The sequence below is a fragment of the Variovorax sp. RKNM96 genome (assembly GCF_017161115.1).
In the GTDB taxonomy this organism is placed as follows: domain Bacteria; phylum Pseudomonadota; class Gammaproteobacteria; order Burkholderiales; family Burkholderiaceae_C; genus Variovorax.
Map to the genome: position 1 here is coordinate 6,022,059 of NZ_CP046508.1, position 26,999 is coordinate 6,049,057.

Consider the following 26,999-nt stretch of genomic DNA (forward strand, 5'->3'; position numbering starts at 1 on the left):
CCATGTCCACCGATATCGAATTTGCCGACGACGACCAGACGTTCATCAACTCGCAGCAGTTCCAGGACATCAAGAGCTGGACGCACGACCATCTGCTGAGCCGCATCGAAGAGTTGGGCGCGGAGTTCGGCCGTTGGTCGCGGGCTTCGATCCAGCAGTTCGTCGAACTGGAGGTCGACAGCTTCGTGCGCCTGCGCCGCGTGCCGATCAACGACCGCGAGATGCAGCTCATCTCGGACGCGTTGACGAAGGAGCTTGCGGGCTTCGGGCCGCTGGAAGACCTGCTCAACGACCCGGCCGTCGAAGACATCCTGATCAACGGCTACCAGAACGTGTACGTGTCGCGCCACGGCATGCTGGAACGCGAGACGGTGCGCTTTGCCGATGCGGAGCACGTGATGCGCATCGTGCGCCGCATCCTTGCGCCGCTAGGGCGCCGGCTGGACGAGTCCAATCCGATGGTCGATGCGCGCCTGCCGGACGGCGGCCGCATCAACGTGATCATCGAGCCACTGGCCATCGACGGACTTTCAGTCTCGATCCGCAAATTCCGCAAGGAGCCGCTCACACCTGCCGACCTTGTGAAGCTCGGTACCTTCGATGCGGGCATGGCACAGCTGCTGGAAATTGCGGTGCGTGCGCGCTGCAACATCCTCGTGAGCGGCGGCACCAGCTCGGGCAAGACCTCGCTGCTCAATGCGCTCGCCAGCTTCATCCCCGGGCGCGAGCGCGTCATCACCATCGAAGACACGGCCGAACTGTCGCTGGGCACCAGCCACGTGGTGCGGCTCGAAAGCCGCCCGGGCGGTTTCGATGGAACGGGCGTGGTGTCGATCCGCGACCTTCTGCGCAACAGCCTGCGCATGCGGCCCGACCGGATCATCGTGGGCGAAGTTCGCGGCGCCGAAGTGATCGAGATGATGCAGGCGATGAACACCGGCCATGAAGGCTCGATGGGCACCATCCACGCCAGTTCCCCGCGCGAATGCCTCTACCGACTGGAAATGCTCGCCGGCTTCGCAGGCTACCAAGGCAGCGAGGTGAGCCTGCGCCGGCAAATCGCCAATGCCATCGATTTCATCGTGCAGATCGGGCGGCTCTCGGGCGGCCAGCGGCGCATCATTTCGCTGAGCGAGGTCACCGGCGTCAACGACAACATCGTCGCGATGCAGGAGCTGTACCGCTACGAACCGATCGTTTCGCCCGATGGCGAGGAGCGCGATCGCTGGGTGTCGCTGGGCATTGCACCGCATTCGCCGAAGATCACGCGCTTCCGCCAATCGATGGCGCGTGCAGCACAGGGAGACAACCGTGCGTGAAGGCCTGCTCGTCATTGCGGTGATCGCGCTGCTGGCAGCAGCCGCGGGACTGCTGCTGTGGCAGTGGGCGAAGAAGCGGCAGGTGCGGCAGGCTGCAGAGCGGCACCTGAGCCAGCAGATCCTTGCCAGCAGTTCGCCGACCACGCCGGCGCCGATGCCCGTACGGGACATGCCCGCCAGCGAACTGCCGTCGGGCCTGACCACAGACCCCTGGCTAGAAACCGAGGGAACGTCGAAGGCCACAGTACCCGCCGGCATGTTCGACAAGGTCCTACCTGGCCGGCTCGTGGGCGTCGTCCAGCCGCGCACTGTCGTGCTGGGCCTGGCCGTCATCGCGGTGCTCAGCCTGGTGGCCGGGGCCATCGGCGGCTGGATCGCCGCCTTGGGCATATTGCTTTTGCTGCTGCTCGTTGGGACCTTCGTACTCTGGCTCCAGCTGCAGAAATTCCGCCGCAAGCTGGTGAGCCAGTTGCCCGCCTACATCGATGCGATGGTCCGCCTGATCACCATCGGCAACTCCACGCAGGCCGCCTTCCAGCTGGCGATTTCCACCACCGAAAAGCCGCTGCGCGGACACCTCGAACGCTCGGCCTCGCTGGTGCGCGCGGGCGTGGACCTGGACCGTGCGCTGCACCAGACCGCCGCCAACGTGCATGTCGAAGAACTGTTTCTGCTGGCCTCCATCCTGGGCCTGGGCGTACGCTACGGCGGCCGTGCCGACTTGCTGCTGGAGCGCGTAGCCAACTTCATGCGTGACCGCGAACAGGCAGAGCACGAACTCGTCGCGATGTCTGCAGAGACGAGGCTCTCGGCCTGGATCCTGGGTCTCTTGCCGGTGGGCGTCGGGGCCCTCCTCATCATGGGCAACCCGAGCTACTTCATTGGCATGTGGAATGACGACACGGGTCGCATGCTCATCTTTTCCGCGCTGGGCCTGCAGTTGGCAGGTGCCGCGCTTCTCTACCGCCTAGCGAGGTTGGCATGACGTTCACGCCCAACCAACTGGCCATCTTCGCCCTGGTGCTGCTGGCCGCTGGCCTGATGGTCGGCGCCGGTGCGCTGATTGCGGCCGAACTCCGGCGCACGCGCAGCGGGCAAGTCATCGGCCGTGCCATCCGCCAAGCCGGCAGCCCGCCGACGGCGGAATCGCGGTCGGGCCCCGAGACGGTGCCCGATGCCGACACGGTGGCGCACGCCGATGTCGAGTTGCCCTTTCACTGGCTCAATTCGCGGCTGGGCCGGGCGCTGGTGGCCGACGAAGACAGGAACCTCATCGACCAGTGCGGCCTGCCTTCCAAGCGCACGCAACTCGTCTTCCTGGTCACACGCATCTTGCTCGCGCTGGTGTTTCCGTTCATCACCTATGTGGTCTGGGGCGAACGGCATGCACAGCAGCGCACGGTGGTCTTCGTGCTGGCGATCTCCTTCGTGATCGGCTTCATGGTGCCCAAGTGGGTGCTCGGACGCATCGCCGCCGGGCGGCGCGAACGGGCGGCGCAAGAACTGCCGCTTTTCATCGACCTGCTGCGGCTTCTGCAGGGCGTGGGTCTCAGCCTGGACCAGAGCCTGCAGATCATGGCCGCCGACTTCCAGCATGTGCTGCGGGTGCTCGGCCACGAGCTGACGTTAGCCAACAACCAGTACAGCCGCGGCCGTACGCGCGAGCATTCGCTGCAACGCCTGGCGACCCTCCACAAGAACGAAAACCTGCGCGGCCTCGTGTCGCTGCTGGTGCAGGTCGACCGGCACGGCGGCGCAGTGCAGGAACCCTTGCGCATCTTCAGCGACCGGCTGCGCGAACACCGGCGCTCGGAAATGAAGGAGCGCATCGGCAAGATCACCGTGAAGATGACCGCCGTCATGGTGACCACGCTGCTGCCGGCACTGGTCATCGTGACCGCGGGGCCGGGGTTCATCGCGATATTTCGTTCACTGGGAGCCGTCGTCAAATGAAAACCCTCGCCATTTCCATGCGGTCCCGGTACGGAGGCCGCATGCCGGCCTGCATCGCCGCGGCGCTCGCGGCCCTTGTGGCCCTTGCGATCGGCGGGTGCGGCACCGTCAAGGACCAATACGCAGCCAGCGCCGATGCGCAGCAGCGCGCGGCCTTCGAATCGGCCGCCGACACGAAGGCCGGCGCCTCCATCGACACCAAGGCCACCTATCTCCGGGTGGTCGAGCAGATGCAGAACGAAGGCCTGTGGTTTGCATCGCTGGCCCATATCGATGCGCTGGAGCAGCGCTGGGGCGTGTCACCCGAATCCACGCGCGCGCGCGCCGACGCGTTGCGCCAGACCGGCCAGGCCGACTTGAGCGAAGCTGCCTACAAGCGCCTGACGGGCACGCCGCTGGAAGGCGCCGGCTACCGCGGCCTAGGCCTCCTGGCGGGTGCGCGCGGCAGCTACCCCGAAGCCGTGCAATTGCTCAAGCAGGCCCAGCGCCAGAGCCCGACCGATGCCCTGCTGCTCAGTGACCTGGGCTATGCGAACCTGCGCGCGGGGCAGATCGCCGACGCCCGGATGCCGCTGATGCAGGCGCTGCAACTGAGCCCCAACAACACCCAGGCCCAGGCCAACCTCGCGCTCTACCTCGAAGCCACCGATCAGAGCGAGCAGGCGAACAAACTGATGGAGGCCAACCGCATGCCCGCATCCAGCCGCGCCGCCGTGCGAGCGGCCGCGCAGCAACTGCGCACCGGCGCGCCGCTCGCGGCAACCGACACCGTGCCCTTGGCCGTTCACCCGCTGTCGAGCGGCACGACGCTGGTGCGAGACGACGTGGCGCCCCCGCCCCTGGCACTCAAGGCATCGCGCTGGGCCGGCACGGGCGGCGTGCGCACCGCCAGCCAGCTGAATCCATCCACCGCGGATTCCGCCGCGTCCCCCAACCCGACCGCACGAGGTACCCCATGAAAAAAGAACACGCCCTCCGCCTCGCCGCACTGTCATCCGCCTTCGGCATGGGCATCGCGCTGATGGTTTATGCGCCCGCAGTGCTGGCGCAACAGGCGCCGCAGCCTGCGCCGGATCTCGCGAGTGCGCAGGCGCCTGTGGCCGTGTCCCAGCCAGCGCAGGGCGCGACACAAGGCACCGAGCCGGACACGGCCGAAATGGCCGAGGCCGAAGAGCCCGTGTACGAATCCCTGCAGGTGGGCGATGCCACGCAGGGTCTGTTTGCATGGCAGCGCAGTGGCGAGATTGCCTCGCCCACGCCGCGCTTCATTGCCGGCAATGTCGCGACCCGCAGCTACGAGCGGTATCTCAAGAGCTTTGAGTTTCCGATTCCGGAGCGCATGAGTTCCTCAGTGAAGTCGTCTTCGGGTTCGGGCACCGGCGCCACCACGCCCAGGTAACCCCGCGACCAAACCCGGCACAAACCGCACATCGCCATGAAAGCGACAGGCTCCCACCCTGCAGCAAGCCGCCAGCGCGGCGCGTATGCGGTCGAGTTCGCGCTGGTGTTCCTTATCTTCTTCGCCGTGCTGTACGGGATCATCTGCTATGGAATGCTGTTCGCGTTTCGGTTGGGTGTGCAGAACGCCGCGGAGGACGGAGCGCGTGCGGCGCTGCGCTATCAGCCCACGCTTGCGGCCCGAACGAATCAGGCGCAAACGATCGCCGTGCAGCGCATCAGCTGGTTGCCGGCCATAGTGACGCGCAACGCGACCGCCACAGTCTGCGGCGTGGTCGGCAATGTTTGCGTCGCACCGACCTGCGGCCCAACTTGGGAGGCTCGGTGCCAGGTGGTCGTGACCGTGACTGCAAGCAACATGCAGCTGCTGCTGCCGCCGCTTCCGAGTTTTGCGATGCCCAGCCAGATCGTCGGCAAGGCCAGCATGTTGCTGGATGGGAGAGCGCCATGAAAAAGGCCTCCGCCCAAGCGAACCGCACCGGTCCCCAGCGCGGCGTCGCGGCCATCGAGTTTGCGCTCGTCTTTGTGCTGTTGTTCGGTGTGCTGTATGCGCTCGCGACATTCGGTGCGGTGCTCTACACCCAGCAGACCGTTACTCGCGCGTCGGAAGAAGGCGCACGGGCCGTCGGCCTGCTCACACCGGCGCCGACCAGCAACGATGCGCGCGTCATGGATGCCGTGTACGACACCCTGGCCAACTCGCTGGTCGTTCCCGTTTCGGCCAATGCCAGCGTGGCAACCCGGCGCAGCTGGATCGTCTCGAATGTGAGCGTGAGCGTGACTCGCAGCAATCCCGCCAGTCCCGGTGCCTACATCCAGTACGTCGTCACCGTGACCTATCCGTACAGTGCGAACCGCCTGCTCCCGACCTTGCCGCTGCTGGACATGAGCCAGTGGATGCCCAACCAACTTCGAAGCCGGACAACCGCCGCGCTTCGATCGACCTGAGGAAGGGGCATCTCCATGAACGCAGCCCGCCAGACGCAACGCCGGCGCACCACCCGTGGATCGATCCTCGTGAACACGGCCATTGCGCTGAGCTTGGTCGTCATCACGCTGATCGGCACCGAGATTGGTTTCATGTATTTCATGAAGCGCGAATTCCAGAAGACGGCAGACCTCGCCGCGCTGGCAGGCGCGCAGCAGGTTCGCGGCGGCTGCCCGGCAGCGACGACGGCTGCGCAATTGAATGCCAACGGCGCAACCGGAGGGGCGGGTCGCAATATGCCCGCCGGCGTGCTGCCGCTGGGCGCGGCCGGCGAGATCCAGTGCGGCTATTGGGACCGGACCACGAGCTTCCAGTTTCCCGCGGTGACAGGCAGCATCAATGCGGTGCGCGTGAGTTTTCAGAGGCCCTCGCCAACGCTGCTGGCGTTCTTCGCGGGCAACCGGAACATCAGCGTCAGCGCAGTGGCCGCATTGAGCGCGCCGCTCGCCGAGTTCTCGGTCGGCAGCAAGCTGATCACGGTGAGCGGTGACTCCACGCTCGGGCGATTGCTCAAGGGCATCGGGCTCGACCTCGCCGGTACCTCGCTATTGACTTACGACGGGCTGGCCCAGGCCAAGATCACGCCGGGCGGATTGCTCGCGGCGCTCGGCATCCCGGTGGCCGCCGACATCGGAGTGGGCGAACTCAATACGCTGCTCGCCGGACGCTCTGTGGCATTGGGCGACCTGCTGAATGCCATCGTGACGGTGGCAGGCCAGAACGGCCTGCTCGCCAGCAACATCGCACTGCTGCAGGCGATCCAGGCCAAGCTCGGCCTCACCAATCTCATGGTGCAACTGGGCTCGCTCGCCAACGGTCCGCGCGGCCTGTTCGCGGAAATCATCGCGCCGGGAGGCAGCGGCGGCGGCGCATTGAATGTGAACGTGGGCGCGCTCGACCTGCTCTACACCGCGATCGGCGTGGCGACGGCGAACCACGCGTTGGAAGCAGGGCTCAACATCAACCTGCTGTCGCTGGCCAAGGTGACGACCAAGGTGGGGGTGATCGAACCGCCGTCGGTCGCGATCGGTGGCATCGGCGCCAAGGCGTACAACGCGCAGGTGCGCACCTACATCCACGTGACGACCGATGCGGGCCCGCTCGGCACGCTGCTGCAGTCGCTGGTCAAGCTGGACCTGCCGATCGTGCTGGATGCCGTGCGGGGTATCGGCGAGGTGGTCGACATGTGCACGCCCGAGCTGCAGGACCCGGTGAGCGGCAAAGACCGCGCGAGGTTCGAGGTGACCAGCAGCATCGCGAACATCTGCGTGGGGGACATCGCGACGGCGGACCTGTTCTCGAAGTCGAAGGTCTGCGAATACCCCGGCACCCTGAAGAACATGGAGCTCATCAATATCCTGGGCCTTCTCAAGACCACCAGCCACCTGTCGATCGACGCGCTGCAAGGGCCGCCTTCCTCGCTGACGCTCGCCGAAGGCCAGACCGGCACCACGCCGGTCAACAATCTGGAAATCGGCACGACCGTGGCGCGGCTGGTCTCGGAGTTGACCAACCTGCTGTTCGGCGGCTCGGCGCCGACGGGCTCGCCGACCAGCCTGCAACTGGACAAACTGCGCGATCAGATCTGGAGCGACACCGCCAGCATCTGCACCCAGGACACGTCCGCGTGCCGGGGCCAGCGCTATGCGAGCGCCGTCACCACCATCCGACAGAACTCGGGCCAAAGCGGCCTGCTGACCGGCCTGCTCAACGGCGTGGGCGACCTGCTGGCCGGCGTGCTGAATCCGTGCACGGGCCTGCTGGGCCTGGGCGGCAACGAAGACGGCTGCAAGAAGATGATCCGCGACGGGCTGTCCAGCAGCAGCAATGGCTTGGGCGGCGCCGTTTCCAACGCCCTGTCCGTGCTGACCGGCCTGCTCAAACCGATCCTCGACGCCATCGGTGCATCGGTCCTCACGCCGCTGCTGCAAAACGTACTCGGCATCAACCTCGGCCAGATCGACGTGAACCTGAAGTCGCTCGACTGCAAGGCCTTGCCCATGCTGGTGTACTGACAGAAGATGCTGCGCGCCCACCGGCGCAGAGAACGCAAACCTGATGAATTCCCCCGCCCATTTCGACGAACTCGACCTCTTTGTCTGGGAAGGCAAAGCCGACATCCTTGACCGCATCGCGCGGTGCATGGCGAGCTTCGACGTGGAAGTCACCCGGGCCGACGGCCTGCCGCCCCCGCAGCAGGAGCGCGGTGCGGCGATGCGTCCTGCCGTCGCGATCATCAGCGTCACCGTCATCGACAGCGGCGGCCTCGCGCACGCCACCGAATTCCTCCAGGGCATGCCCGTCATCTGGGTCGCTGCGGGTTCGCGCGAGCGCGACTCGCGGACCTATCCGCCCGAGTACCTGCACGTCCTGCCCTACGACTTCACCTGCGCCGAGTTGCGCACGCTGGTCGCGAAGCTGGTGCGGCAGTTGCGCGCGCGCGATATCGCGCCGCAGGCGCCCGATGTGCTGGTGGCGCATTCCGAAGCGATGAAGGCGCTGCTCGCCGAAGTGGGGGCCTTTGCCGACTGCAACCATCCAGTGCTGGTGCGCGGTGAAACCGGCGTGGGCAAGGAGCGCATTGCGCAGCAGCTGCACCTCGGGCACGGGTCGTACAGCAAGGGCGCATTCGTGGCGGTGAACTGCGGTGCGATTCCCGACGGTCTTTTCGAGTCGCTGTTCTTCGGCCACACCAAGGGCTCGTTCACCGGTGCCGTGCATGCGCACCGCGGCTACTTCGAGCAGGCCACGGGCGGCACGCTGTTTCTCGACGAAATCGGAGACCTGCCGCGCTACCAGCAGGTCAAGCTGCTGCGCGTGCTCGAAGACAACGCGGTCACGCGGCTCGGGGCCACATCGCCGATCCGTGTCGACTTTCGGCTCGTGGCGGCGACCAACCGCAACCTGCGCGAGATGGTGGCGAGCGGCGAGTTCCGCGCCGACCTTTTCTACCGGCTCGCGGTGATCGAGCTGCATGTGCCGAGTCTCGAAGAGCGCGGCGAGGTCGACAAGATCGCGATCTTCAAGGCGCTGCTGGGCAACGTGCTCGGCGACGAACTCGAGACGCTGGGCGAAACGCCGCATTGGCTCAGCGATGCGGTGGCCGAAACCTATTTCCCCGGCAATGTGCGACAGCTGCGCAACCTCGCGGAGCGCGTGGGCGTGATCGCGCGGCAGCTGCGCGGCTGGGACCAGAACCTGATCCAGCGCGCCATCGCGTTGACGCGCGGCACGCCCGCGCCGGCGATCTCGGCCGACAGGAACGGCGGTGGCGGCAGCGGCGGTGGTGGCGGTGTCGCGCTCGACAGCAACGGCGACCGCAAGGGCTGGAACAGCAGCGAGCGCAACCGCATCATCGCGGCGCTCGAGATCAACGACTGGAAGCGCCAGGACACCGCGCAGCACCTGGGCATCAGCCGCAAGGTGCTGTGGGAAAAGATGCGCAAGTACCAGATCCTCGACGGCGAACCGGGCATCCCAGAGGACGCCTGATCGACCCCGCCCCGTTGCCCTCAGCGGGGCATCAGGCGGGGCGTGCGGCGCAGCGGCGGGTTGTTGGCCGCGGCGCCCGGCGAGCGTTCGACGACCGGCTCGTTCGGGCAGGCCGAGTTGCTCGAGATGCACAGCGCCGACAGCAAACCATCCTCGGTGATCACGGACCGGTTCGGCGGGCCGAAGATGCGGTCGAGCCAGTTGTTGGTTCCGTCGGGCTCGATGCGCAGTTCGCCGGTGGTGCGCGCCAGGCGCAGCTCGGAAATGCGCAGGTCGAAGACACCGTCGACGTAGTCGAACAGCAGCGTGTAGTAGTCCAGCTGCGCGTCGAGCACCTTGGGCAGGGTCTCGCGGCCGAATTCCATCAGGCGGCGGCGGCCGCGGAAGGCCTGGCCCGAGGTGCTGACGGCCTCCATGAGCTGCTTCTCTCGCTCACGTCCCGAGACGGTGCGGGCCCATGACGCCGAGGTGAGCTCGAACAGGTTGTTCTTCACGCCTTCGAGCTTGGCTTCCTGGTTGGCGACTTCGGCGAGCGCGCTCCTCAGGCGCAGCTGCCGGTCGAAGCCGTTGCCGAAGTTCCAGTTGAGCTCGAAGGCCGCGCGCGTCGGGTCCTGCGGCGACACGCCGCGCGGGTCCTTGCTCTTCACGACCACGGCGTCGAGCGTCGGGTAGAGGCTGGACTCCTGCTGATCGACCAGCGCCCTCGCGCGATCGATGCGGCCCTGCGCTTCGGCGATCTCGGTGCTGCGGCTCTCGGCGCGCCGCAGCGCTTCTTCCTGCGAGCCGATGCGCCACTGCAGCGGCGCCGCGAGCACGGGCAACGACTCGGTGTTGGGCGAGAACTTGAAGTAGTTGCGGAACTTCGCGAGCGCCTCGTCGCGCTGGGCTTCAAAATCGGATTCGCGCGCGGCCACCAGGGCGCGGCGCGAGGCGGCCATGTTGAGGTCGTTGTCGCCCGACACGCCGAGCGCGACGCGGCGGGCTTCCGCCTTCGAGAGCTCCGCCACCACCTCGGTGGCGCGGTGCGCGATCTGCTTTTTCAGGTCGAAGCGCTGCACCTGCAGGTAGGCGGTGAGCGCGTCCAGCACCACTTTCTGCGATGTGGTGATGACCGCTTCGTCGTCGGCCTTGTTGCCGGCCTCGGCGGCGCGCTGCGCGGCGCTCATCGCACCGCCATCGATCAGGCTCACGCGCGCTTCGGCGGTGAGCACGGTGTAGCTCTGGGTCTTGGCGTTGTCCGCGCCGCTGTTGTAGTTGCCGGACGAGGTGCCGATCTTGAAGCGCGGGTAGCGCGCCTGCTTGGCGGCATCGACGCTGTAGCTGCTGGTGGCGGCGGCGGCCTGGGCCGTCTGCACCTCGGGGTACTCCTGCGAGAGCGTGATCAGCGCCTGCTTCACGCGCTGGGCGTAGCTCGCGGCGCCGATGGACGGCGTCGAGAGGCGGCGCGAGAGCGAGAGCGATGGCGGCGGCGAGCCGTCTCCTTCTTCCTGCGCAAACGCCGTCGTCGGCGGAAGCGCGAAGCTCGCGCACAGTGCTGCGCACAGCACCCCGGTGCCCGTGCGGCGCCGGCCTGTAGCGTTGCGCTCCTTCATGGCTCGCGGAAGGCTTCGCGCCGCAACTTGAGCACTGGACGAAGGATGTACCAGATGAACGGATCGGTGCCGACGCGCAGGTCGACTTCGGACTCCATGCCGGCGGTGATGCGGTTCTCCGTGCGGCCCACATGCGACTGCGACATGCTGATCAGCAGGCGGTAGTACGGCGCACCTTGCGAGATGGCCGCGTCGCGGTCGGCATCGGCGGCCACCAGCATCACCTTGCCTTCGACGGCGCCGTAGCGCAGGTAGTCGTAGGCGGTGATCTTCACGCGCGCCGACTGGCCGACCTCCACGAAGCCGCGGTCGTTCGGGTTGAGCCGCGCCTCGACCATGATCTCGTCCTTGTCGGGCACCACTTCGAGGATGGACTCGCCGGGCTTCACGACCCAGCCGGGGCTGGAGCTGCGCAGGCCCTTGACGATGCCGTCCGACGGTGCCTTCACCACGGTGCGCGAACGCTGCGTGCGAGCGCGCGCCAGGTCTTCGCTAAGGCTGGCGAACTGCCGTTCGACGGTGGCCAGTTCGTCCGAGGCGCGGCGGCGGTAACGGCCTTCGGCCTCGGCCATCTTGGCCTGGGATTCGGTGATGGCGGCGTTGGCGGAAATCACGCCCTGGCGCGCCACCGCGAGTTCGCTGCGCACGCCCTCGGCCTGCCGGCGCTTCTCCAGCACTTCGACCTGGCCGACCAGTTTCTCGCTGAGCAGTTGCTCGGAGATCTCGAGCTCCTTCTGCATCAACTCGAGCCGGTCGCCGAGGCCCTTCACCTTGGCCTGCTGCTCCAGCTGCTTGCTGCGCGCCTGCTCCAGCCCCGACACCGCGCCGGCCATCACGCCGCGCTGTTCGAGCGCGCGCGCCTGGTAGGCGCCCAGTTCGCCTTCGAACACGCTTTCGTCGATGTCGGCGGCGAAGGACTGGCGGCTGAGCGGCTGGCCGCGGCTCTCGGCCATGAGGCGAATGCGGGTGGCCTGCGTGGCCGCGTAGCGGGCGGTGAGTTCCTCGAAATTGAGGCCGCTGCCGCCCAGGTCGATCTCGACCAGCGACTGGCCCTGCTTGACCGTTTCGCCCTCCTTCACCAGCACGGCGCTGACGATGCCGCCTTCCAGATGCTGGATGGACTTGACGCGGTCCGAGGGGATCACGCGACCCGGCGCAACGACCACGGTCTCCATCGGGAAGCCGAGGCCGACCAGGGCCAGCACGGCGACCGCGCCGCCGATGATCCACTGGCGCCGCCGTCCTTGCGGCGAGGTCTGCGCCGCGCGCTTCTGGTCTTCATCCTGAAGAATCTGCGGCAGGTCTGATTTCAAGTTCACGGTCCCCAATCACTCGTCATGAGTCAAGCAGGCAGGCAGCATCACGCCATGGAGCGGGAGGCCGGAGCCCCCGCGTTGTCTTCGTCGCCCACCGCCACCAGCGGCTTCTTCACGCCGAAGAGCTTGGGCACCATGACCGCGGCGGTGCCCTGTTCGACGTCGCCCTGCCCGGTCACGTGGTAGACCACGCTGGCCGCCGAGACGATGCGCAGCGAGTGCGTGACCACCACCACGGTGCGCACCTTGGCCACCGCCAGCAGCGTGGCGAGCAGGTTGCGCTCGCTTTGAAAATCGAGGTCGTTGCTCGGCTCGTCGAGCACCAGCACCGAGGGCTTGCGCAGGAAGCTCATGGCCAGGGCGAGCTTGCGGCGTTCGCCCACCGAGACGCCGGTGCCGCCTTCGCCGACCATGGTGCGGTAGCCGTCGGGCAGCCGCGAGATGAAGTCGTGCGCGCCCGAGAGCTTGCAGGCCGAGACGATCTGCTCGTCGCTCTGGCCGGGCGCGGCGCGCCGCATGGTGTCGATCAGCGTGCCGCCGAACCAGTAGACCTCCTGCGAGAGGTAGCTGATCCAGCGGGAGAGTTCTTCGCGGCCGAACTGCGACAGGTCGTACTCGCCGATGCTCACGATGCCGCGCGTGGGCGCATAGAGGCCCGAGATGAGCTTCACCAGCGTCGACTTGCCCGCGCCGTTGCGCCCGACGATCACATGCAGCCCGCCCGGGCCGATGTCCAGGTCGACGCTCTCGAGCACCGGCTGCTGCGCGGTCTCGGTGAAGCTGAAGCTCACGTCCTTGAGCGTGATGCGGCCCAGCGGCTGCGGCAGCGTCATGCCCGTGGGCGGCTTCTCGACCTGCTCGCCCAGCACGGTTTCCAGGCGCTTGGCGGCTTCCTTCGCGGTGGCCAGCGAGCGCCAGTTCGAGACCAGCCCGGCCACCGGCTGCAGCGCCTTGAGCGCCAGCATGTTGGAGGCGACCAGGCCGCCCACCGTCATCCACTGTTCCATCACCGAGATGGCGCCCACGGTCACCACCACGACCGAGAAGACGGTGAGCAGCACCGTGGTGCCGTCGCGCGCGGTTTCGATCTGGCCGTTCTTGCTGAAGCTCTCGGTGAGCCAGGCGTTGTAGGTCTGGCGCCACATGTCGCTGATGGGGCCGTCGTTGGCCTGCGTCTTGAGCGTTTCGCGCGCGTTGCAGATCTCCGAGGTCATGCGGTCCAGGCCGCGTCCGCGCTGCACTTCCTCGACGCGGCCGGCGCGCACTTCGTCGGCCCACCACCAGGCCAGGAACGACATGATCGCGAGGAACGCGGCCACCACCGGCAGCACCGGCAGGGCGACGATGCCGATCACCACGAGCGCGAAGATCGCCATCGGCAGATCGAAGATCGATTGCGCAAGACCGCCAGTGACGGTGCCGCGCACCGAGCCCACGTCGCGAAAGTACTGCTGCCACACCGAGGCCGGCCGCGCTTCGAGCGCGCGCAGCGGACGCGCCAGCATCGACTGCAGCAACGCACCCGAGACGCCGTGGTCGATGATCGCGCCCGCATTGCGCAGCATGCGCGAACGACGCGTGCGCAGCCAGAACTCGATGCACAGGAAGAACAGGATGCCGCTCACCAGCGCCGCGAGCGTCGAGGTGCCGCTGCGCGAGAGCACGCGGTCATACACCTGCAAGAGAAAGATGGAGGGCAGCAGCCCGAACAGGCTGATGGGGAGCGAGCGCCACGCCGCGCTCTTCACGAGCGGGTAGGCCGCGCGGAACGCCGTGTTCAGGGCCTTCGCATAAGGACTGGCACCGGGGACGTCCGGCGTTTCGGCAACCAGTTGGCTGGGCAAGAGAAACTTGATCATGAGAAAGGGCCGATCCGTCGTGCAATGACGCGTGCGTCATTATCGACTGTTACCCAACTGTTACAAGGCAAAAATTCGCGCTTTGTGCACCTCAGCATCGAGGCACGCTTGCCTTTGTCGGATCGACCTGTTGCTCATTCTTCGTGTCGCGCAGCGATGACGTTGGTGTGACCGTGCAGCCGGCCTGCCGGTCCACCGTTGCCTCCCCTCGCACCGCGGGCAAACCCTCGGCCAGCACCAGCGCGATGTTGGCGCACAACAGCATGCACAGCACCCATGCGAACAGCAGTTGCAGCCAGCCCAGCCACCAGCGTCGCGGCGCCTCCACGTCGCGTTCGTAGGGCATGTGAATCAATGCGTTCCATCTCATGGCAGTGCTTTCAAAACCCGGGCGAGCCGGGACAGACCGACACCCGCTGAACTCTTGGCCAGCACCCAGTCGCCCGGTTGCAGCAGACCGCCCAATGCGGTCGACAGGTCCGACACGTCCACGAACCAGTGCGAACGGACCTTGGTACGAATGCTCGCGTGCAGCGCCCGCATGAGCGGACCGCACAGCAGCACCCGGTCGGGCTGCGACGCCAGCAACTCTTCCTCCAGATCGAGGTGATGGCGTTGCGCCGCGGGACCCAGCTCCTGCATGTCGCCGAGGATGGCGACACGTCGCGCAGGTTCGCAGGGGGCTTGTGACAGCAATTCAAGCGCCGCCCGCATCGAGCTCGGGTTGGCGTCGTAGGTTTCATCGATCAGCTTGAAGCTTCCGCCGCCGATGTGAATGGTGTGCAGCGCGCCGCGTCCGCCCGGCGGCTCGAAGTGCGCGAAGGGCTCCACGGCCGCGGCCAGCGGCAGGCGCAGCGCCTGCAGCGCGCCGAGCGCGGCGACGGCGGCGGCGCCCATGTGGCGGCCCGGCGCATTGAGCCGCAGCTGGAAGGGCTCGCCCGCCACCTGCGCCTGCACCTCGCCGTGGTCGAAGGCGAGCAGGCGCACGTCGGCGTCCTTGTGCTCGCCGTAGGTCACGATCTGCAGCTGGTGCGCCATCGCGGCTTCGGCGAAGGTCGCGAATTCGGGCATGTCGCGGTTGAGCACCACGCTGTCGCCGGCGGCCATGCCCTGGAAGATCCGGGCGTCCATGCGCGCGGCGGCGTCCGAGGGGCCGCGGTGCTTCTGCGATGCGGCCGAGAGCCCGGTCACCACCACCAACGAAGGCCGCACCAGTTGCGACGACGCCGGCATGTGCGAGGTGCCCATCTCCAGCACCCAGTAGGCCGCATGCCGGGGCATGCAGGTGAGGTTCCACGCGATGCCCGAGGGCAGGCTGATGTTGCCTTCGGGCTGCCCGACCTCGCCCCACACGGTGAGCGCGCCGGCCATCATGGCGGCCACGGTGCTGCTGCCGGTGCCGTTGCCCAGCACGCCGCAGACGCGGCCGGTGAATTCGGTGCGCGCATGCTCGCCCAGCTGCAACACCGCTTGCAGCACGTTCGGCACCTTGAGCACCGGCACGCGCTTGTCCAGGTGCGGCTTGGGGTCGGTGCACAGCACCGCCGCGGCCGGCTGCAAGACGCCCTTGAGCGTGACGGCCGCGAGCGGCGTCTTCGACGGGCGCGTCTGGTTCTCGAACACCACGCGGCCCTTGCGCATGAAGGAGCGCTGCGTCACGCCGCTCGCGCGCCAGCCGTCTTCGGGGCGCACCACCCATTCGCCGCCGGTCACGCGCGCCATTTCGCTCGCGGTCCAGGTGGCGCCATCGTCCCGCGGATTGCCTGCCAGGCTGCTCACGCCCTGCGGCACGCGGCGCTCGATCAGGTAGCGGTGGTACGACGCGAAACCCGACACGTACTGCTCGACGTCGTCGATGCGCACACGGAACGCGTGATGCCGGATGAAGAAGGATCCGACGACGGTGGACGGCCGCCGGAAATACATCGCCACCTCCGGCCAGAAGAAGCCGTTGAGCAGGTAGTGGGCGCGGTAGTCGAGCGCGCGGTAGAACTTCTCGGTGTCCAGCTCGTCGAGCAGGTGCCGCATCGCGGGCATGCCCTCCAGCCGCTGGAGCATCTGCTGCGCGGCCAGCATGAGCCCGAGCAGCGTCGGGAAGGTGGTCTTGCGGTCGAGCACGAAGTCGAGATATCCCGCGACGTTCTGCAGCCCGAAGCGGAAGTACTTTTCCTGCGGGCTCCAGTGCGTGAGCTCGTTGACGCAGCAGCTCAACCAGTGGTCGTGCGCCTGCCAGTGCTGGCTCGCGATGAAATGATCGAATGCCTTCTCGACCGCGGCCAGCCAGCGCGCGTCGCGCGTGAGGCCGTAGAGCCGCATGAGTCCGTAGGCCGCTTCGCCGTCGTAGTAGATGACGCGCGAAGCCTGCTTCACCGCCAGGTCGGTGGCGTGCAGCACGTGGTTGAAGCGGCCGGTGGCCGGGTCCTGCAGCGACACGATGCCCAGCGCCAGCTTTTCCAGCAGCGGCAGCCAGCGGCGCGTGTCCATGAGCTCGCAGTACTTCACCAGTGCAAGCACGCAGGCGGCGTTGCCGCCGAGCTTGATCTCCCCGCCGGTGTCCACGAGGAAGGCCACCTCGCGGCCGTCGGCGAGCTGGTAGTCGCGGATCAGCCAGTTGGTGAGGTGGTCGAGCGCGCGGTCGACGGCCGAGCGCAGGGTTTCGTCGCGCGTGACCTCCCATGCTTCGAGCATGGCGTGGATCGCGCTCGCATGGCGCATCGCGTCGTAGGTCGGGATGCGGCGGTCGAAGCACGGGAAGTAGCCGTACACGAAGAGTCCGTCGCTCTGCACCTGGCGCGCGAGGTAGGCCGAGCCGCTGCGCACGAGGTCCAGCGCCGACTGCGGATTCAGCGCCGGCAGCTGGCGGCGGCCCGCATCGAGCCCCGTGCCGATGAGCTTGTGCACCACGCCGTCGGGCTGGCAGAACACGCCCACGGTCGCCAGCAGGTAGACCGGTTGGTCCGTCGGCATGTCGAGTGCGAGCGTGCGCTGGAAGCGCGCCTGTCCGTAGGCCTCGAAGTTGCGCGGGTTCATCACCGCATGCGCGATGGTCGAGTCGCCGGCCAGCATCGCGTTGGCGTTGAGCTCCTGCTCGGTGAAGGCGATCTCGAAATCCTTGTCGAAGGCCAGGCCCAGACGGAAGTAGTTGCGCTTGACGGCGGTGAGCTGGGTCTTGAACTGCGCCCAGTCCATCGGGCTCGCGCCCTCGACCCAGTCGATGCGAAGCCAGGGCGAGACCACACCGTGGTCGCGCACCCAGCCTTCGACGAAGTCGGCGCCTTCGCGCCATGCGGTCTCGAACTCGGCGGCCCGCGCATGCACGACGTGCGCGCGCTGTGAACCGTCGCTCACCGAGAAGAACAGCGTGAACGCCGGGTAAGGGGCGGGCAGCGCCGCGCACACCGACGCCAGGCGTTCGTGGCAGGCGTGGAGCTGGTCTGAAAAGGACATCATTCGGCCCCGATCGAGTGCGGGAGACCGGCTGCGTCCGTCATCTATCTGCTCTCGCTTGGACGACGGAATCGCGGACCGGAGACTGTTGCCTTCGACGTCATCGCTTGGACTCCGGCTTCAGCGGTAGCTGAACTCGGCGCGGCGATTGAGCTGGTAGCCCTCCTCGGTGGTTTCCAGGGACGCGGGCTTTTCGATGCCCCAGCTGATGGCCTCGACACGCTCGGCCGGCACGCCGAGCTGCGTGAGCGCCCGTTGCACCGACTCCGAACGGCGCTGCCCCAGCGCGAGGTTGTATTCGCGGCCGCCGCGCGAGTCGGTGTGGCCTTCGATGACCACGCGGCTCGTCGAGCGGTTCTTCATGAAGCTCGCATGCGCATCCACGATCCGCTGGTCCTGCGGACGGATGTTGTATTTGTCGAAGTCGAAGTACACGATCTTCGGCACGCCGGCCGGGCCGTTCTGTATCGGCGCCGGGGGCGCCGGCTCCACCTTGGCCACCGCGGCCGCGCCCTTGTTCGAGTAGTAGTAATTCGCGTCGTCGCGGCCGCTCTTGGGCCCCGTACCGCAGGCGACGAGGCTGGCCCCGAGCGCAACGATGGCCAATATCCGGAAATTCTTTTTCATATCAATCCTTTCGCGGGACAGACCGGTGGCCGGTCTGTCCCTGTCTGCGGTTTCCCTCTTCCCTCTCTCCTTCGCTCTTTCTTTGATCAGCCCAGCAGGCCGTGCAGGATGTTGGTCACCGGCGACGCCGCGTGCTCGACCAGGCTGGTGATCGGGGTCACGACCTCGGTCACCAGCGGGGTGACTGCGTGGTCGACCGTGTTCACCACGGTGGCCACGGTGTCGACCACCGGTGCCGCTGCACCCGATGCGCCGGCCAGGATGTCGGCCACCGGCTCGACCACGCTGGTGGCGGCACCCGCCACCGTGGCGACGATCGGAGTGACCGTGTCCGTCAGGCTGCTTGCCACATCGGAGACCGGCTGCAGGATGTTGGCGACCGGACCGTCGCTGCCCAGGAGGCCGCCGAGCAATCCACCCACCAGACCGTCCTGACCCAGCAGGCTGCCGACGAGACCGTCGTTGCCCAGCAGGTTGCCCACGAGGCCGTCGTCGCCCAGGAGGCCGCCGACCAGGCCATCGTTGCCGAGCAGGCCGCCGACAAGGCCGTCGCTACCGAGCACGCCGCCGAGGAGGCCACCGTCGCCGCCGAGGACGCCGCCGAGCAAACCACCGTCACCGCCGAGGACACCGCCCAGGAGGCCGTCGTCACCCAGGACACCGCCGAGCAAGCCGCCGTCGCCGCCGAGGACACCGCCGAGCAGACCGCCGTCACCGCCGAGGACACCGCCCAGGAGGCCGTCGTCACCCAGGATGCCGCCGAGCAAACCGCCGTCGCCGCCGAGGACGCCGCCGAGCAGACCACCGTCACCGCCGAGGACACCGCCCAGGAGGCCGTCGTCACCCAGGATGCCGCCGAGCAAACCGCCGTCGCCGCCGAGCAGACCACCGTCACCGCCGAGGACACCGCCCAGGAGGCCGTCGTCACCCAGGATGCCGCCGAGCAGGCCGCCGTCGCCACCCAGGACGCCGCCGAGCAGACCACCGTCACCGCCGAGGACGCCGCCCAAGAGGCCGTCGTCACCCAGGATGCCGCCGAGCAGGCCGCCGTCGCCGCCGAGGACGCCGCCGAGCAGACCACCGTCACCGCCGAGGACACCGCCCAGGAGGCCGTCGTCACCCAGGATGCCGCCGAGCAAGCCGCCGTCGCCGCCGAGGACGTCGCCGAGCAGACCACCGTCACCGCCGAGGACACCGCCCAGGAGGCCGTCGTCACCCAGGATGCCGCCGAGCAGACCGCCGTCACCGCCGAGGACGCCGCCCAGGAGGCCGTCGTCACCCAACAGGCCGCCTACGAGGCCGTCATCGCCAAGGATGCCGCCGAGGAGACCACCGTCACCGCCGAGCAAGCCGCCCAGCAGACCGTCGTCGCCCAGGACACCGCCGAGGAGGCCGCCGTCGCCGCCGAGCAAACCGCCCAGCAGACCGTCGTCACCCAGCACGCCGCCGAGTAGACCGCCGTCGCCGCCGAGCAAACCGCCCAGCAGGCCGTCGTCACCCAGGACACCGCCGAGGAGACCACCGTCGCCGCCGAGCAAACCGCCCAGCAGGCCGTCGTCACCCAGGACACCGCCGAGGAGACCACCGTCGCCGCCGAGCAAACCGCCCAGCAGACCGTCGTCACCCAGGACACCGCCGAGGAGGCCGCCGTCGCCGCCGAGCAAACCGCCCAGCAGACCGTCGTCACCCAGGACGCCACCGAGGAGGCCGCCGTCGCCGCCGAGCAAGCCGCCCAGCAGGCCGTCATCACCCAGCACGCCGCCGAGGAGGCCGCCGTCACCACCGAGCAAGCCGCCCAGCAGACCGTCGTCACCCAGGACGCCACCGAGGAGGCCGCCGTCGCCGCCGAGCAAGCCGCCCAGCAGGCCGTCATCACCCAGCACGCCGCCGAGGAGGCCGCCGTCACCACCGAGCAAGCCGCCCAGCAGACCGTCGTCACCCAGAACACCGCCGAGGAGGCCGCCGTCGCCGCCGAGCAAGCCGCCCAGCAGGCCGTCGTCACCCAGGACACCGCCGAGGAGACCGCCGTCGCCGCCGAGCAAGCCGCCCAGCAGGCCGTCGTCACCCAGCACACCGCCGAGCAGGTCGCCGTCCAGCAGGTGCGCCACGCCGTCGGTGAGGAAGTCCACTTGCGTGTCCACCGCATTCAGCAGCGCCCCCGTCGTTCCCGCGCCGAGCAGCTGGTCGGTCAGCGGGCTCAGCAGGCCGCTCACGCCGTCCGTCACCTGGTCCACCACGCCGTCGACCGGGTCGAGGACGTTGGGATTGTTCGGGGTGAACACGTCGCCGAAGATCGGGGCCAGCAGGCCGTCGACCACGTCGGTGACGTTGTCGGTGAGGCCGACCACCGGGGTCAGCAGGTCGCCGAGTCCCAGGTCGCCGAGCACGCCGTTGTTCAGGCCACCGACGATGCCGCCCACGATGCCGTCGGTCGGATCGAGCAGGGCCGGGCCGCCAGGCGTGCCGGGGTTGCCGCCGCCGATGCCGTCCAGGATGCCGCCGAGCAGACCGCCCAGGAGGCCGTCTTCGCCGATCAGGCCACCGACGATGCCGTCTTCGCCGAGCAGGCCGCCAGCCAGGCCGTCCGGTCCGAGCAGACCGCCGACAAGGCCGTCGCTGCCGAGCAGGCCGCCGACGATGCCGTCATCGCCCAGGAGACCACCGAGGAGACCGTCGTCGCCGAGCAGGCCGCCCACGAGGCCGTCGCCGCCCAGCAGACCACCGACCAGACCGTCGTCGCCGAGCACGCCGCCCAGCAGACCGTCGTTGCCGAGCAGGCCGCCGACGAGGCCGTCGTCACCCAGCAGGCCACCGAGGAGGCCGTCGTCGCCGAGCAGGCCACCCACGAGGCCGTCGTTGCCGAGCAGACCGCCCAGCAGGCCATCGCTGCCGAGGAGGCCGTCTTCACCGAGCAGGCCGCCTACCAATCCATCGTCGCCGAGCAGGCCGCCCAGCAGACCGTCTTCACCGAGGAGACCGCCGAGCAGGCCGTCGCCGCCGAGCACGCCGCCCAGCGGGCCGCCTTCGCCCAGCACGCCGCCGAGGAGACCGTCTTCACCGAGCAGGCCACCCAGAAGGCCATCGGCACCGAGCAGGCCACCGGCCAGACCGTCTTCACCCAGCAGGTTGCTGAGCAGGCCGTCTTCGCCGAGGAGGCCGCCGACCAGGCCGTCGTCGCCCAGCAGGCCGCCGAGGGCGCTGTCGTCGCCGAGCAGGCTGCCCAGCAGGCCATCCGCACCGAGCACACCGCCCACGAGGCCGCCGAGCAGGCCGTCTTCGCCGAGCAGGCCGCCCAGGGCGCCGTCGTCGCCCAGCAGGTTGCCCAGGAGGCCGCCCAGCGCGCCGTCGTCGCCGAGCAGGCCGCCGACGAGACCGTCGTCGCCCAGGAGGCCGCCGATCAGGCCGTCGTCGCCCAGGAGGCCGCCGACGAGGCCGTTCTCACCCAGCACGCCGTCGAGCAGCCCGCCGATGAGGCCGTCGTCGCCCAGCAGGCCGTCCAGGCCGAGGCCCGCGGTCACGCCGCCCAGCGGGCCGTCACCGCCGAGCAGGTTGCTCAGGCCGTCGGTCACGTAGTCGACCTGGCCCAGCAGCGAGCCGAGCAGCGCATCGGTCACGCCTTCGCCCAGGATGTTGTCCACGATGGGGCTGAGCGTCTCGCCCAGCGGATCGAGGATGTTCTCCACGGCGTTGTCCACCGGGTCGAACTCGTTGGGGTCGTTCGGGGTGAATTCGGAACCGAATAGCGGAGCGAGCACGCTGTCGACCACATCGGTCACACCGTCGACCACACCGGACACGGGTGCCAGGACGCCGCCCAGGCCGAGGGTGTCGTCGATCGCGTCGACCACGCCGTGGACGAGGTTGTCGGCTGGGTCGAGCAGGTGGTCTGCGTCTGCGTCTGCATCTGCATCAGCATCAGCATCAGCATCTGCATCAGCATCGGCATCGGCATCGGCATCGGCATCGGCATCGGCATCGGCATCGGCATCGGCATCGGCATCGGCATCGGCATCGGCATCGGCATCGGCGTCTGCATCGGCGTCAGCGTCGGCATCAGCGTCGGCATCAGCATCGGCGTCTGCATCGGCATCGGCGTCTGCATCAGCATCGGCATCGGCATCGGCATCGGCATCGGCATCGGCATCGGCGTCAGCATCAGCATCAGCATCAGCATCAGCATCAGCATCAGCATCAGCATCAGCATCAGCATCGGCGTCTGCATCGGCATCGGCATCGGCATCGGCATCAGCATCAGCATCAGCATCAGCATCAGCATCAGCATCAGCATCAGCGTCGGCATCAGCGTCCGCATCGGCATCACCGTCTGCATCCGCATCGGCGTCAGCATCCGCGTCGGCATCAGCATCGCCGCCATCGCCCACGCCAGGAACCAGGAACGGCACGCCGCTGCTGCCGCCATCGCCACCGCCGCTCAGCGCGGCGCCCAGGGCCGCAGCGCCCAGTGCACCCAGCGCGAATTCGCCCAGGCCGATGCCGCTGCCGCCCGCGAGCTTCTTGGTCACGGCCAAGGCTGCTGCGTCTGCATCGCTGTCGGGCGGGGTGACCTGCAGGTCACCCGAGGCCACATCCACATTCACTTGTTCGAGGCCGCCGGGCAGCTTGGTCGAGCCGATGGTCGCATCGGTGCCGCCGGTGAAGACGCCGGCCAGCGGCGCCTTGTTGGAAGCCGAGCCGGGGAACAGGACGTTGGCATGTCCGTCCTGCGGAACGATCACGCGATCACCCGCAATCAATGTCTGGTTGCCGTCCACCGGGATGCGGACACCGTCGCGCATCACGGCAGTGCCGGGCGTAGCATTGGACAATGTGCCGATGCTGGCAGGCCCGGAAGGGGCGGCGGGAGCCATCGAACTCATCGCGGCAGGACTGCCTAGCGGAGTGACGGTGGCCTGGGCGAGAACCACAGGAGCTGCGCTGCTAGCGGCAAGTCCTTCGGTCGAATCGGTCGATGCTTGTGGAGCGTTCATGGCAGCCTCTGTGACAAAAGATGCATGTACAGGGGCAACTTGCGTGCCGCTTTTTGCAGGCCTTGCCAACGAAGCTCCGTAAAGGATTCAAGTCGTTGATTTACATGAGAAATTTTTGAAAAACCTCGGCGCGGCCGCACATCGAAACAGCGCGTAAGGAGGTCATTTCGCGATTCGTTACGTAACGATGTAACGCCCCGTACCCGGAACGCCGCGCGCGTTCCGGCTGCTGCGAAGGCCGTTGCGCGATGGCCTTTCGAGTGATTTCCTCCGCACGCTTTCTTCACTCTCTTCTTCTTGTCTGCATATATATGTTCAACCCCTCCCAGGAAGACGTGCGCCGCTTCTTCTGCGACGTGTACGCCAAGCACCGGCAGGGCCTTCCGATGGAAGCGCTCGAGACCATTGCCGCCGGCTGGATCGACGAGCACCCCGAGTACCACGAGGACCTGGCCGATGCCGATGCCGCCGTGGCGCGCGTGTACGACGGATCGAACGGCCGCGAGAACCCGTTCCTTCATTTGTCGATGCATCTGTCGATCAGCGAGCAGTGCTCCATCGACCAGCCGCGAGGCATCCGCCAGGCCGTCGAGCTGCTGGCGGCGCGCCGCGGCTCGCTGCTGCATGCGCATCACGAGGCGATGGATTGCCTCGGTCAGATGATGTGGGAGAGCCAGCGCGCAGGGCGCCCGCCCGATGGCGAAGGCTACGTCGCTTGCGTGCAGCGCCGCGCGACCAAGGACTGATCAGGGTTTCTGCTTACTCCGCGATGGCAACACGCCCTGCTGCTTCGCGCCTTCGCGCAGCAACGCGGCCATCGCAACGCGCAGCGACGAGGCTTCGGCATCACTGCGCAACAGCAGGCCGACCGGCTCTTCGGTCCCCGCGGTGTCGATGCGCAGGCGCACGAGCCGGCCTTGCGCGAGCTCGCCGCGCGCGGCGCCGAGCGGCGTGATCCAGACCGCATCCGACACCGCGACCAACGCGCCCGCCACGCCCACGTCGAGCGTCTGCAGCGCATTCGTCGGCAGCACCAGGCCGCGCGCCGAGAGAAAGCTCTCGGTGTTGTGGCGCGGGATCGTGCCCTCGCCGTACACCACCAGCGGATAGTCGAGCACCGCCTGCACCGGCGCCGGCTTGAGCGCGAGCGGATGGCCGGCGCGCACCGCGAACACCAGCGGCTCGGTGTACAGCAGCTCGAAGCTCAAGCCTCCCATCAGGCGCGGATCGCTCATGCGGCCCACCACCAGGTCGAGTTCGCCGGCACGCAGTTCGTCGAGCAGCACCGCGTTCGCGGCACTCTTCACCGCGATCTGCGCGGCGGGCCAATGCGCCCGCAGCCGCGCCAGTGCCGACGGCAACAGCGCAGGCGCCACGCTCGGCAGCGCGCCGATGCGCAGGCGCTCGACGCGGCCGCCCGCCGTCGGCGCCACCGCCTCGGCGCTGGCGTCGAGCGCTTCGAGCACGCGCAGCGCGTGCGCCAGCAGCTGCTCGCCGGCCGGCGTGAGCCCCTGCACCCCACGGCGGCCGGCCTGGCTGCGATCGACCAGGCGCGTGCCCACGATGGCCTCGAGCTCGGAAAGCGTCTTCGACACCGCCGGCTGGCTCAGCGCGAGCCGCGACGCCGCGCGCGCCAGGTGGCGCTCCTGCGCCACGGCGACGAAGGTGCGCAAGTGCCGCAGCTGCACGTTGCGGACGAAATCCTGGCGAAGGTCGGTGGGCTTGTTCAATGACTGTTGGTTATGAAAACTGGCGCAATCTTCAATTTACATCATCGAACCACGCTTCTAAAGTGACGGCTCGAGAATTCGTCCCACGACAGGAGACAACGCACATGTTGACCAAGACCAAGGGCGCCGGCAGCCCGATCGCCACGCTCACCCCGCGCGACTGGGAAGCCCACCCCGCCTACATCTACCCGGGCTACAAGTCCACGGGCAAGCGCGGCCCGCAGAAGCCGCTGATCCCGCTGAAGGCGTCGCTCGGCGAGCTGCAGCAGCCCGTGTACGGCCACGACAGCATCGGCGAGTTCGACCACGACCTCACCCGCAACGCACGCAAGAACGGCGAGCCGCTGGGCGAACGCATGATCCTCACCGGCCAGGTGCTCGACGAGCGCCGCCGCCCGGTCGCCAACACGCTGGTCGAGCTCTGGCAGGCCAATGCGTCCGGACGCTACGTGCACAAGGTCGACCAGCACGATGCGCCGCTGGACCCCAACTTCCTCGGCGCGGGCCGGTGCCTGACCGACAGCGAAGGCCGCTACCGCTTCCTCACCATCAAGCCCGGCGCCTACCCGTGGGGCAACCATCCGAACGCCTGGCGCCCGCAGCACATCCACCTGTCGCTGTTCGGCCAGAGCTTCGCGAGCCGCCTGGTCACGCAGATGTACTTCCCCGGCGACCCGCTCATGCAGTACGACCCGATGATCACCGGCACCCCCGAGCGCTACCGCAACCGGCTCGTGGCCGACTTCAGCCTCGACATCACCGAAGAGGGCTATGCGCTGGGCTACCAGTTCGACATCGTGCTGCGCGGCGCGGACGAGACCCCGTTCGAGAACCGCTGAAAGGAATTCCCCATGCCATTGATGACCGCCCAGGAAGCCGACTTCGGCCAGACCCCCTCCCAGACCGTGGGCCCCTACTTCGCCTACGGCCTCACCGCCACGCAGTACGGCTACGACTTCGACCAGCCCTTCGACGCCATCGTGGCACTCGACGGTGCCGCCGGCCAACGCATCCGCCTCGAAGGCCGGGTGATCGACGGCGACGGCAACCCGATCAACGACGCGCTGGTCGAGATCAGCCAGCCCGATGGCGAAGGCCGCTATCCGCAGACGCCCGAAGAAGCGCGCGCGCTGGGCTTTCGGGCCTTCGGCCGCGTCGGCACCGGCACCGATGCACAGAACCGCTTCGTGTTCCACACCGTCAAGCCCGGCGCCGAATCGCCCGGCGAGGCACCCCACATCAACGTGATCGTGCTGATGCGCGGGCTGCTGCTGCATGCGTTCACGCGCGTGTATTTCAGCGACGAGGCCGAGGCCAACGCGAAGGACGCGGTGCTGCAGAGCGTGCCGGCCGAGCGCCGCCACACGCTGGTTGCCGAGCGCGTGGAGCAAGGCGGCGCGGTGAGCTACCGCCTCGACATCCGCATGCAGGGCGCGGACGAGACGGCGTTCTTCGACGTCTGATCTCAGGGAAATCCCCAACAAAAAAGCCCGCATCGCGCGGGCTTTTTTGTTGAGGGAGCGACGCGCTTATTGCGCGGCGTGATGGATGCGCGACTCGGGCACCGTCTTCAGTTCGCCGGGCACCGAGCTGATGTAGCTGGCCAGCGTCTTGAGTTCGGCGTTGGTGAACTTCTTGGGTTCGACCTGGCCGGCCATCACCGCGTTCGAGCGGCCCAGGTGGCTGTTGTTCTTGACGCGGTACGACTTGAGCGCCACGAAGAGGTAGTCGGCATGCTGGCCGGCCAGCTTGGGCACGGTGCCGTCGTTCGGGGTGTTGAAGTTGGCGCCGTGGCACTTGGTGCAGCTGTTGTCGGGACCGTTGCGGCCGACCAGCGCGGTGATGTTCTCGGGCATGGCCTTGGCAAGGGCGGCCGGCGGTGCATCGCCTTCCTTCACGCCCAGCTGGCTGTAGTAGGCGGCCACGTCGGCGATGTCCTGCTCGGAGAGCGAATCGGCAATGGCGCGCATGGTGGGGTGCTTGCGGTCGCCGCCCTTGTACGCGGTGAGCGCGGAGACGATGTAGGTGGCGCTCTGGCCCGCGATCATCGGCACCTTGTGGATCTCGGGGAAGCTGGCCTGGTAGCCAATGATGCCGTGGCAGCCCACGCACATCTGAACCTTCTTTGCTCCGTCCTGGGCCTTGCCAGTGACTTGTTGGGCTTGTGCCGAGAGCGTCACGCAAGCGACAGCAAGGGCAAACATCGTGGTCAACAGCTTGTTCATTTTGC

At 67.9% G+C, this 26,999-nt stretch carries 22 protein-coding genes; 13 read left to right on the forward strand and 9 right to left on the reverse strand.

Translation table 11 applies throughout. The features are described 5' to 3' along the window. Positions 1 to 2: 2 nt before the first annotated feature. From GNX71_RS28025 to GNX71_RS28065, 9 genes are read left to right on the forward strand one after another with little or no spacing between them, the layout of a single operon-like run. Entirely contained in the window at positions 3 to 1,319 is a 1,317-nt protein-coding gene (locus tag GNX71_RS28025; RefSeq protein WP_206175444.1) for a CpaF family protein, read from the forward strand. After that, positions 1,312 to 2,304 (forward strand): type II secretion system F family protein, encoded by a 993-nt coding sequence (locus tag GNX71_RS28030; protein WP_206175445.1) that lies wholly within the window; start codon positions 1,312 to 1,314, stop codon positions 2,302 to 2,304. Before GNX71_RS28025 ends, GNX71_RS28030 begins: the two co-directional genes overlap by 8 nt. Beyond that, entirely contained in the window at positions 2,301 to 3,272 is a 972-nt protein-coding gene (locus GNX71_RS28035) for a type II secretion system F family protein (RefSeq protein ID WP_206175446.1), read from the forward strand. Before GNX71_RS28030 ends, GNX71_RS28035 begins: the two co-directional genes overlap by 4 nt. A gap of 41 nt (positions 3,273 to 3,313) precedes the next feature. Beyond that, the gene (locus tag GNX71_RS28040; protein ID WP_241027075.1) at positions 3,314 to 4,231 is read left to right on the forward strand and encodes a tetratricopeptide repeat protein; all 918 of its coding nucleotides are present in this window, start codon (positions 3,314 to 3,316) and stop codon (positions 4,229 to 4,231) included. Then, a complete protein-coding gene (locus GNX71_RS28045) occupies positions 4,228 to 4,671 on the forward strand; it encodes a DUF3613 domain-containing protein (RefSeq protein WP_206175448.1) in 444 nt (147 codons plus the stop codon). Before GNX71_RS28040 ends, GNX71_RS28045 begins: the two co-directional genes overlap by 4 nt. 36 nt (positions 4,672 to 4,707) lie before the next feature. After that, on the forward strand, positions 4,708 to 5,181 hold the full coding sequence (locus GNX71_RS28050; protein WP_206175449.1) for a TadE/TadG family type IV pilus assembly protein: 474 nt from the start codon (positions 4,708 to 4,710) through the stop codon (positions 5,179 to 5,181). Next, the gene (locus GNX71_RS28055; protein ID WP_206175450.1) at positions 5,178 to 5,678 is read left to right on the forward strand and encodes a TadE/TadG family type IV pilus assembly protein; all 501 of its coding nucleotides are present in this window, start codon (positions 5,178 to 5,180) and stop codon (positions 5,676 to 5,678) included. The genes GNX71_RS28050 and GNX71_RS28055 overlap by 4 nt, the downstream gene beginning before the upstream one ends. A 15-nt stretch (positions 5,679 to 5,693) precedes the next feature. After that, a complete protein-coding gene (locus GNX71_RS28060) occupies positions 5,694 to 7,733 on the forward strand; it encodes a TadG family pilus assembly protein (RefSeq protein WP_206175451.1) in 2,040 nt (679 codons plus the stop codon). A gap of 43 nt (positions 7,734 to 7,776) precedes the next feature. Then, the gene (locus tag GNX71_RS28065) at positions 7,777 to 9,210 is read left to right on the forward strand and encodes a sigma-54 dependent transcriptional regulator (RefSeq protein WP_206175452.1); all 1,434 of its coding nucleotides are present in this window, start codon (positions 7,777 to 7,779) and stop codon (positions 9,208 to 9,210) included. A 20-nt stretch (positions 9,211 to 9,230) separates the two neighbouring features. Here GNX71_RS28065 and GNX71_RS28070 read toward each other — a convergent pair whose 3' ends face one another. The 7 genes from GNX71_RS28070 to GNX71_RS28100 all read right to left on the reverse strand — a co-directional run bounded on the left by GNX71_RS28070 (position 9,231) and on the right by GNX71_RS28100 (position 21,899). After that, positions 9,231 to 10,802, reverse strand: coding sequence for a TolC family protein (locus GNX71_RS28070; protein ID WP_206175453.1), 1,572 nt, complete (start codon positions 10,800 to 10,802; stop codon positions 9,231 to 9,233). Beyond that, positions 10,799 to 12,121 carry an HlyD family type I secretion periplasmic adaptor subunit gene (locus GNX71_RS28075; protein WP_241027076.1) on the reverse strand — a complete coding sequence of 441 codons (1,323 nt, stop codon included), beginning with the start codon at positions 12,119 to 12,121 and terminating at the stop codon, positions 10,799 to 10,801. Before GNX71_RS28075 ends, GNX71_RS28070 begins: the two co-directional genes overlap by 4 nt. A 41-nt stretch (positions 12,122 to 12,162) precedes the next feature. After that, on the reverse strand, positions 12,163 to 13,977 hold the full coding sequence (locus GNX71_RS28080) for an ATP-binding cassette domain-containing protein (RefSeq protein WP_206175454.1): 1,815 nt from the start codon (positions 13,975 to 13,977) through the stop codon (positions 12,163 to 12,165). Between the two features lie 91 nt (positions 13,978 to 14,068). Further along, positions 14,069 to 14,347 (reverse strand): hypothetical protein, encoded by a 279-nt coding sequence (locus tag GNX71_RS28085; RefSeq protein WP_206175455.1) that lies wholly within the window; start codon positions 14,345 to 14,347, stop codon positions 14,069 to 14,071. After that, positions 14,344 to 17,427, reverse strand: coding sequence for a Mur ligase family protein (locus tag GNX71_RS28090; RefSeq protein WP_206175456.1), 3,084 nt, complete (start codon positions 17,425 to 17,427; stop codon positions 14,344 to 14,346). The genes GNX71_RS28085 and GNX71_RS28090 overlap by 4 nt, the downstream gene beginning before the upstream one ends. A gap of 117 nt (positions 17,428 to 17,544) precedes the next feature. After that, on the reverse strand, positions 17,545 to 18,051 hold the full coding sequence (locus GNX71_RS28095) for an OmpA family protein (RefSeq protein ID WP_206175457.1): 507 nt from the start codon (positions 18,049 to 18,051) through the stop codon (positions 17,545 to 17,547). A gap of 86 nt (positions 18,052 to 18,137) precedes the next feature. Continuing rightward, on the reverse strand, positions 18,138 to 21,899 hold the full coding sequence (locus GNX71_RS28100) for a hypothetical protein (RefSeq protein WP_206175458.1): 3,762 nt from the start codon (positions 21,897 to 21,899) through the stop codon (positions 18,138 to 18,140). A 3-nt stretch (positions 21,900 to 21,902) separates the two neighbouring features. Here GNX71_RS28100 and GNX71_RS28105 point away from each other — a divergent pair, with 3 nt between their 5' ends. Both GNX71_RS28105 and GNX71_RS28110 read left to right on the forward strand, forming a co-directional pair. After that, on the forward strand, positions 21,903 to 22,946 hold the full coding sequence (locus GNX71_RS28105) for a hypothetical protein (protein WP_206175459.1): 1,044 nt from the start codon (positions 21,903 to 21,905) through the stop codon (positions 22,944 to 22,946). A 404-nt stretch (positions 22,947 to 23,350) separates the two neighbouring features. After that, the gene (locus GNX71_RS28110) at positions 23,351 to 23,785 is read left to right on the forward strand and encodes a DUF1841 family protein (protein WP_007838777.1); all 435 of its coding nucleotides are present in this window, start codon (positions 23,351 to 23,353) and stop codon (positions 23,783 to 23,785) included. Here the strand turns inward: GNX71_RS28110 and GNX71_RS28115 are convergent, their stop codons facing one another. Beyond that, entirely contained in the window at positions 23,786 to 24,769 is a 984-nt protein-coding gene (locus tag GNX71_RS28115) for a LysR substrate-binding domain-containing protein (RefSeq protein ID WP_206175460.1), read from the reverse strand. A gap of 104 nt (positions 24,770 to 24,873) precedes the next feature. On the opposite strand from GNX71_RS28115, the gene pcaH reads away from it, so the two are divergent. Then, a complete protein-coding gene (gene pcaH / locus GNX71_RS28120; RefSeq protein WP_206175461.1) occupies positions 24,874 to 25,608 on the forward strand; it encodes a protocatechuate 3,4-dioxygenase subunit beta in 735 nt (244 codons plus the stop codon). A 12-nt stretch (positions 25,609 to 25,620) separates the two neighbouring features. Continuing rightward, positions 25,621 to 26,232, forward strand: coding sequence for a protocatechuate 3,4-dioxygenase subunit alpha (pcaG, locus tag GNX71_RS28125; protein WP_206175462.1), 612 nt, complete (start codon positions 25,621 to 25,623; stop codon positions 26,230 to 26,232). A 66-nt stretch (positions 26,233 to 26,298) separates the two neighbouring features. Here pcaG and GNX71_RS28130 read toward each other — a convergent pair whose 3' ends face one another. Next, positions 26,299 to 26,994 carry a c-type cytochrome gene (locus GNX71_RS28130; RefSeq protein WP_206175463.1) on the reverse strand — a complete coding sequence of 232 codons (696 nt, stop codon included), beginning with the start codon at positions 26,992 to 26,994 and terminating at the stop codon, positions 26,299 to 26,301. Positions 26,995 to 26,999 lie beyond the last annotated feature (5 nt).

Excerpts from the sequence above, each read along its gene's own strand:
- GNX71_RS28025 (WP_206175444.1), top strand. The coding sequence starts at position 3 with ATGTCCACCGATATCGAATTTGCCGACGACGACCAGACGTTCATCAAC.
- GNX71_RS28035 (WP_206175446.1), top strand. The coding sequence starts at position 2,301 with ATGACGTTCACGCCCAACCAACTGGCCATCTTCGCCCTGGTGCTGCTG.
- GNX71_RS28040 (WP_241027075.1), top strand. The coding sequence starts at position 3,314 with ATGCCGGCCTGCATCGCCGCGGCGCTCGCGGCCCTTGTGGCCCTTGCG.
- GNX71_RS28045 (WP_206175448.1), top strand. The coding sequence starts at position 4,228 with ATGAAAAAAGAACACGCCCTCCGCCTCGCCGCACTGTCATCCGCCTTC.
- GNX71_RS28050 (WP_206175449.1), top strand. The coding sequence starts at position 4,708 with ATGAAAGCGACAGGCTCCCACCCTGCAGCAAGCCGCCAGCGCGGCGCG.
- GNX71_RS28055 (WP_206175450.1), top strand. The coding sequence starts at position 5,178 with ATGAAAAAGGCCTCCGCCCAAGCGAACCGCACCGGTCCCCAGCGCGGC.
- GNX71_RS28060 (WP_206175451.1), top strand. The coding sequence starts at position 5,694 with ATGAACGCAGCCCGCCAGACGCAACGCCGGCGCACCACCCGTGGATCG.
- GNX71_RS28065 (WP_206175452.1), top strand. The coding sequence starts at position 7,777 with ATGAATTCCCCCGCCCATTTCGACGAACTCGACCTCTTTGTCTGGGAA.
- GNX71_RS28070 (WP_206175453.1), bottom strand. The coding sequence starts at position 10,802 with ATGAAGGAGCGCAACGCTACAGGCCGGCGCCGCACGGGCACCGGGGTG.
- GNX71_RS28080 (WP_206175454.1), bottom strand. The coding sequence starts at position 13,977 with ATGATCAAGTTTCTCTTGCCCAGCCAACTGGTTGCCGAAACGCCGGAC.
- GNX71_RS28085 (WP_206175455.1), bottom strand. The coding sequence starts at position 14,347 with ATGAGATGGAACGCATTGATTCACATGCCCTACGAACGCGACGTGGAG.
- GNX71_RS28090 (WP_206175456.1), bottom strand. The coding sequence starts at position 17,427 with ATGATGTCCTTTTCAGACCAGCTCCACGCCTGCCACGAACGCCTGGCG.
- GNX71_RS28095 (WP_206175457.1), bottom strand. The coding sequence starts at position 18,051 with ATGAAAAAGAATTTCCGGATATTGGCCATCGTTGCGCTCGGGGCCAGC.
- GNX71_RS28110 (WP_007838777.1), top strand. The coding sequence starts at position 23,351 with ATGTTCAACCCCTCCCAGGAAGACGTGCGCCGCTTCTTCTGCGACGTG.
- pcaH (WP_206175461.1), top strand. The coding sequence starts at position 24,874 with ATGTTGACCAAGACCAAGGGCGCCGGCAGCCCGATCGCCACGCTCACC.
- pcaG (WP_206175462.1), top strand. The coding sequence starts at position 25,621 with ATGCCATTGATGACCGCCCAGGAAGCCGACTTCGGCCAGACCCCCTCC.
- GNX71_RS28130 (WP_206175463.1), bottom strand. The coding sequence starts at position 26,994 with ATGAACAAGCTGTTGACCACGATGTTTGCCCTTGCTGTCGCTTGCGTG.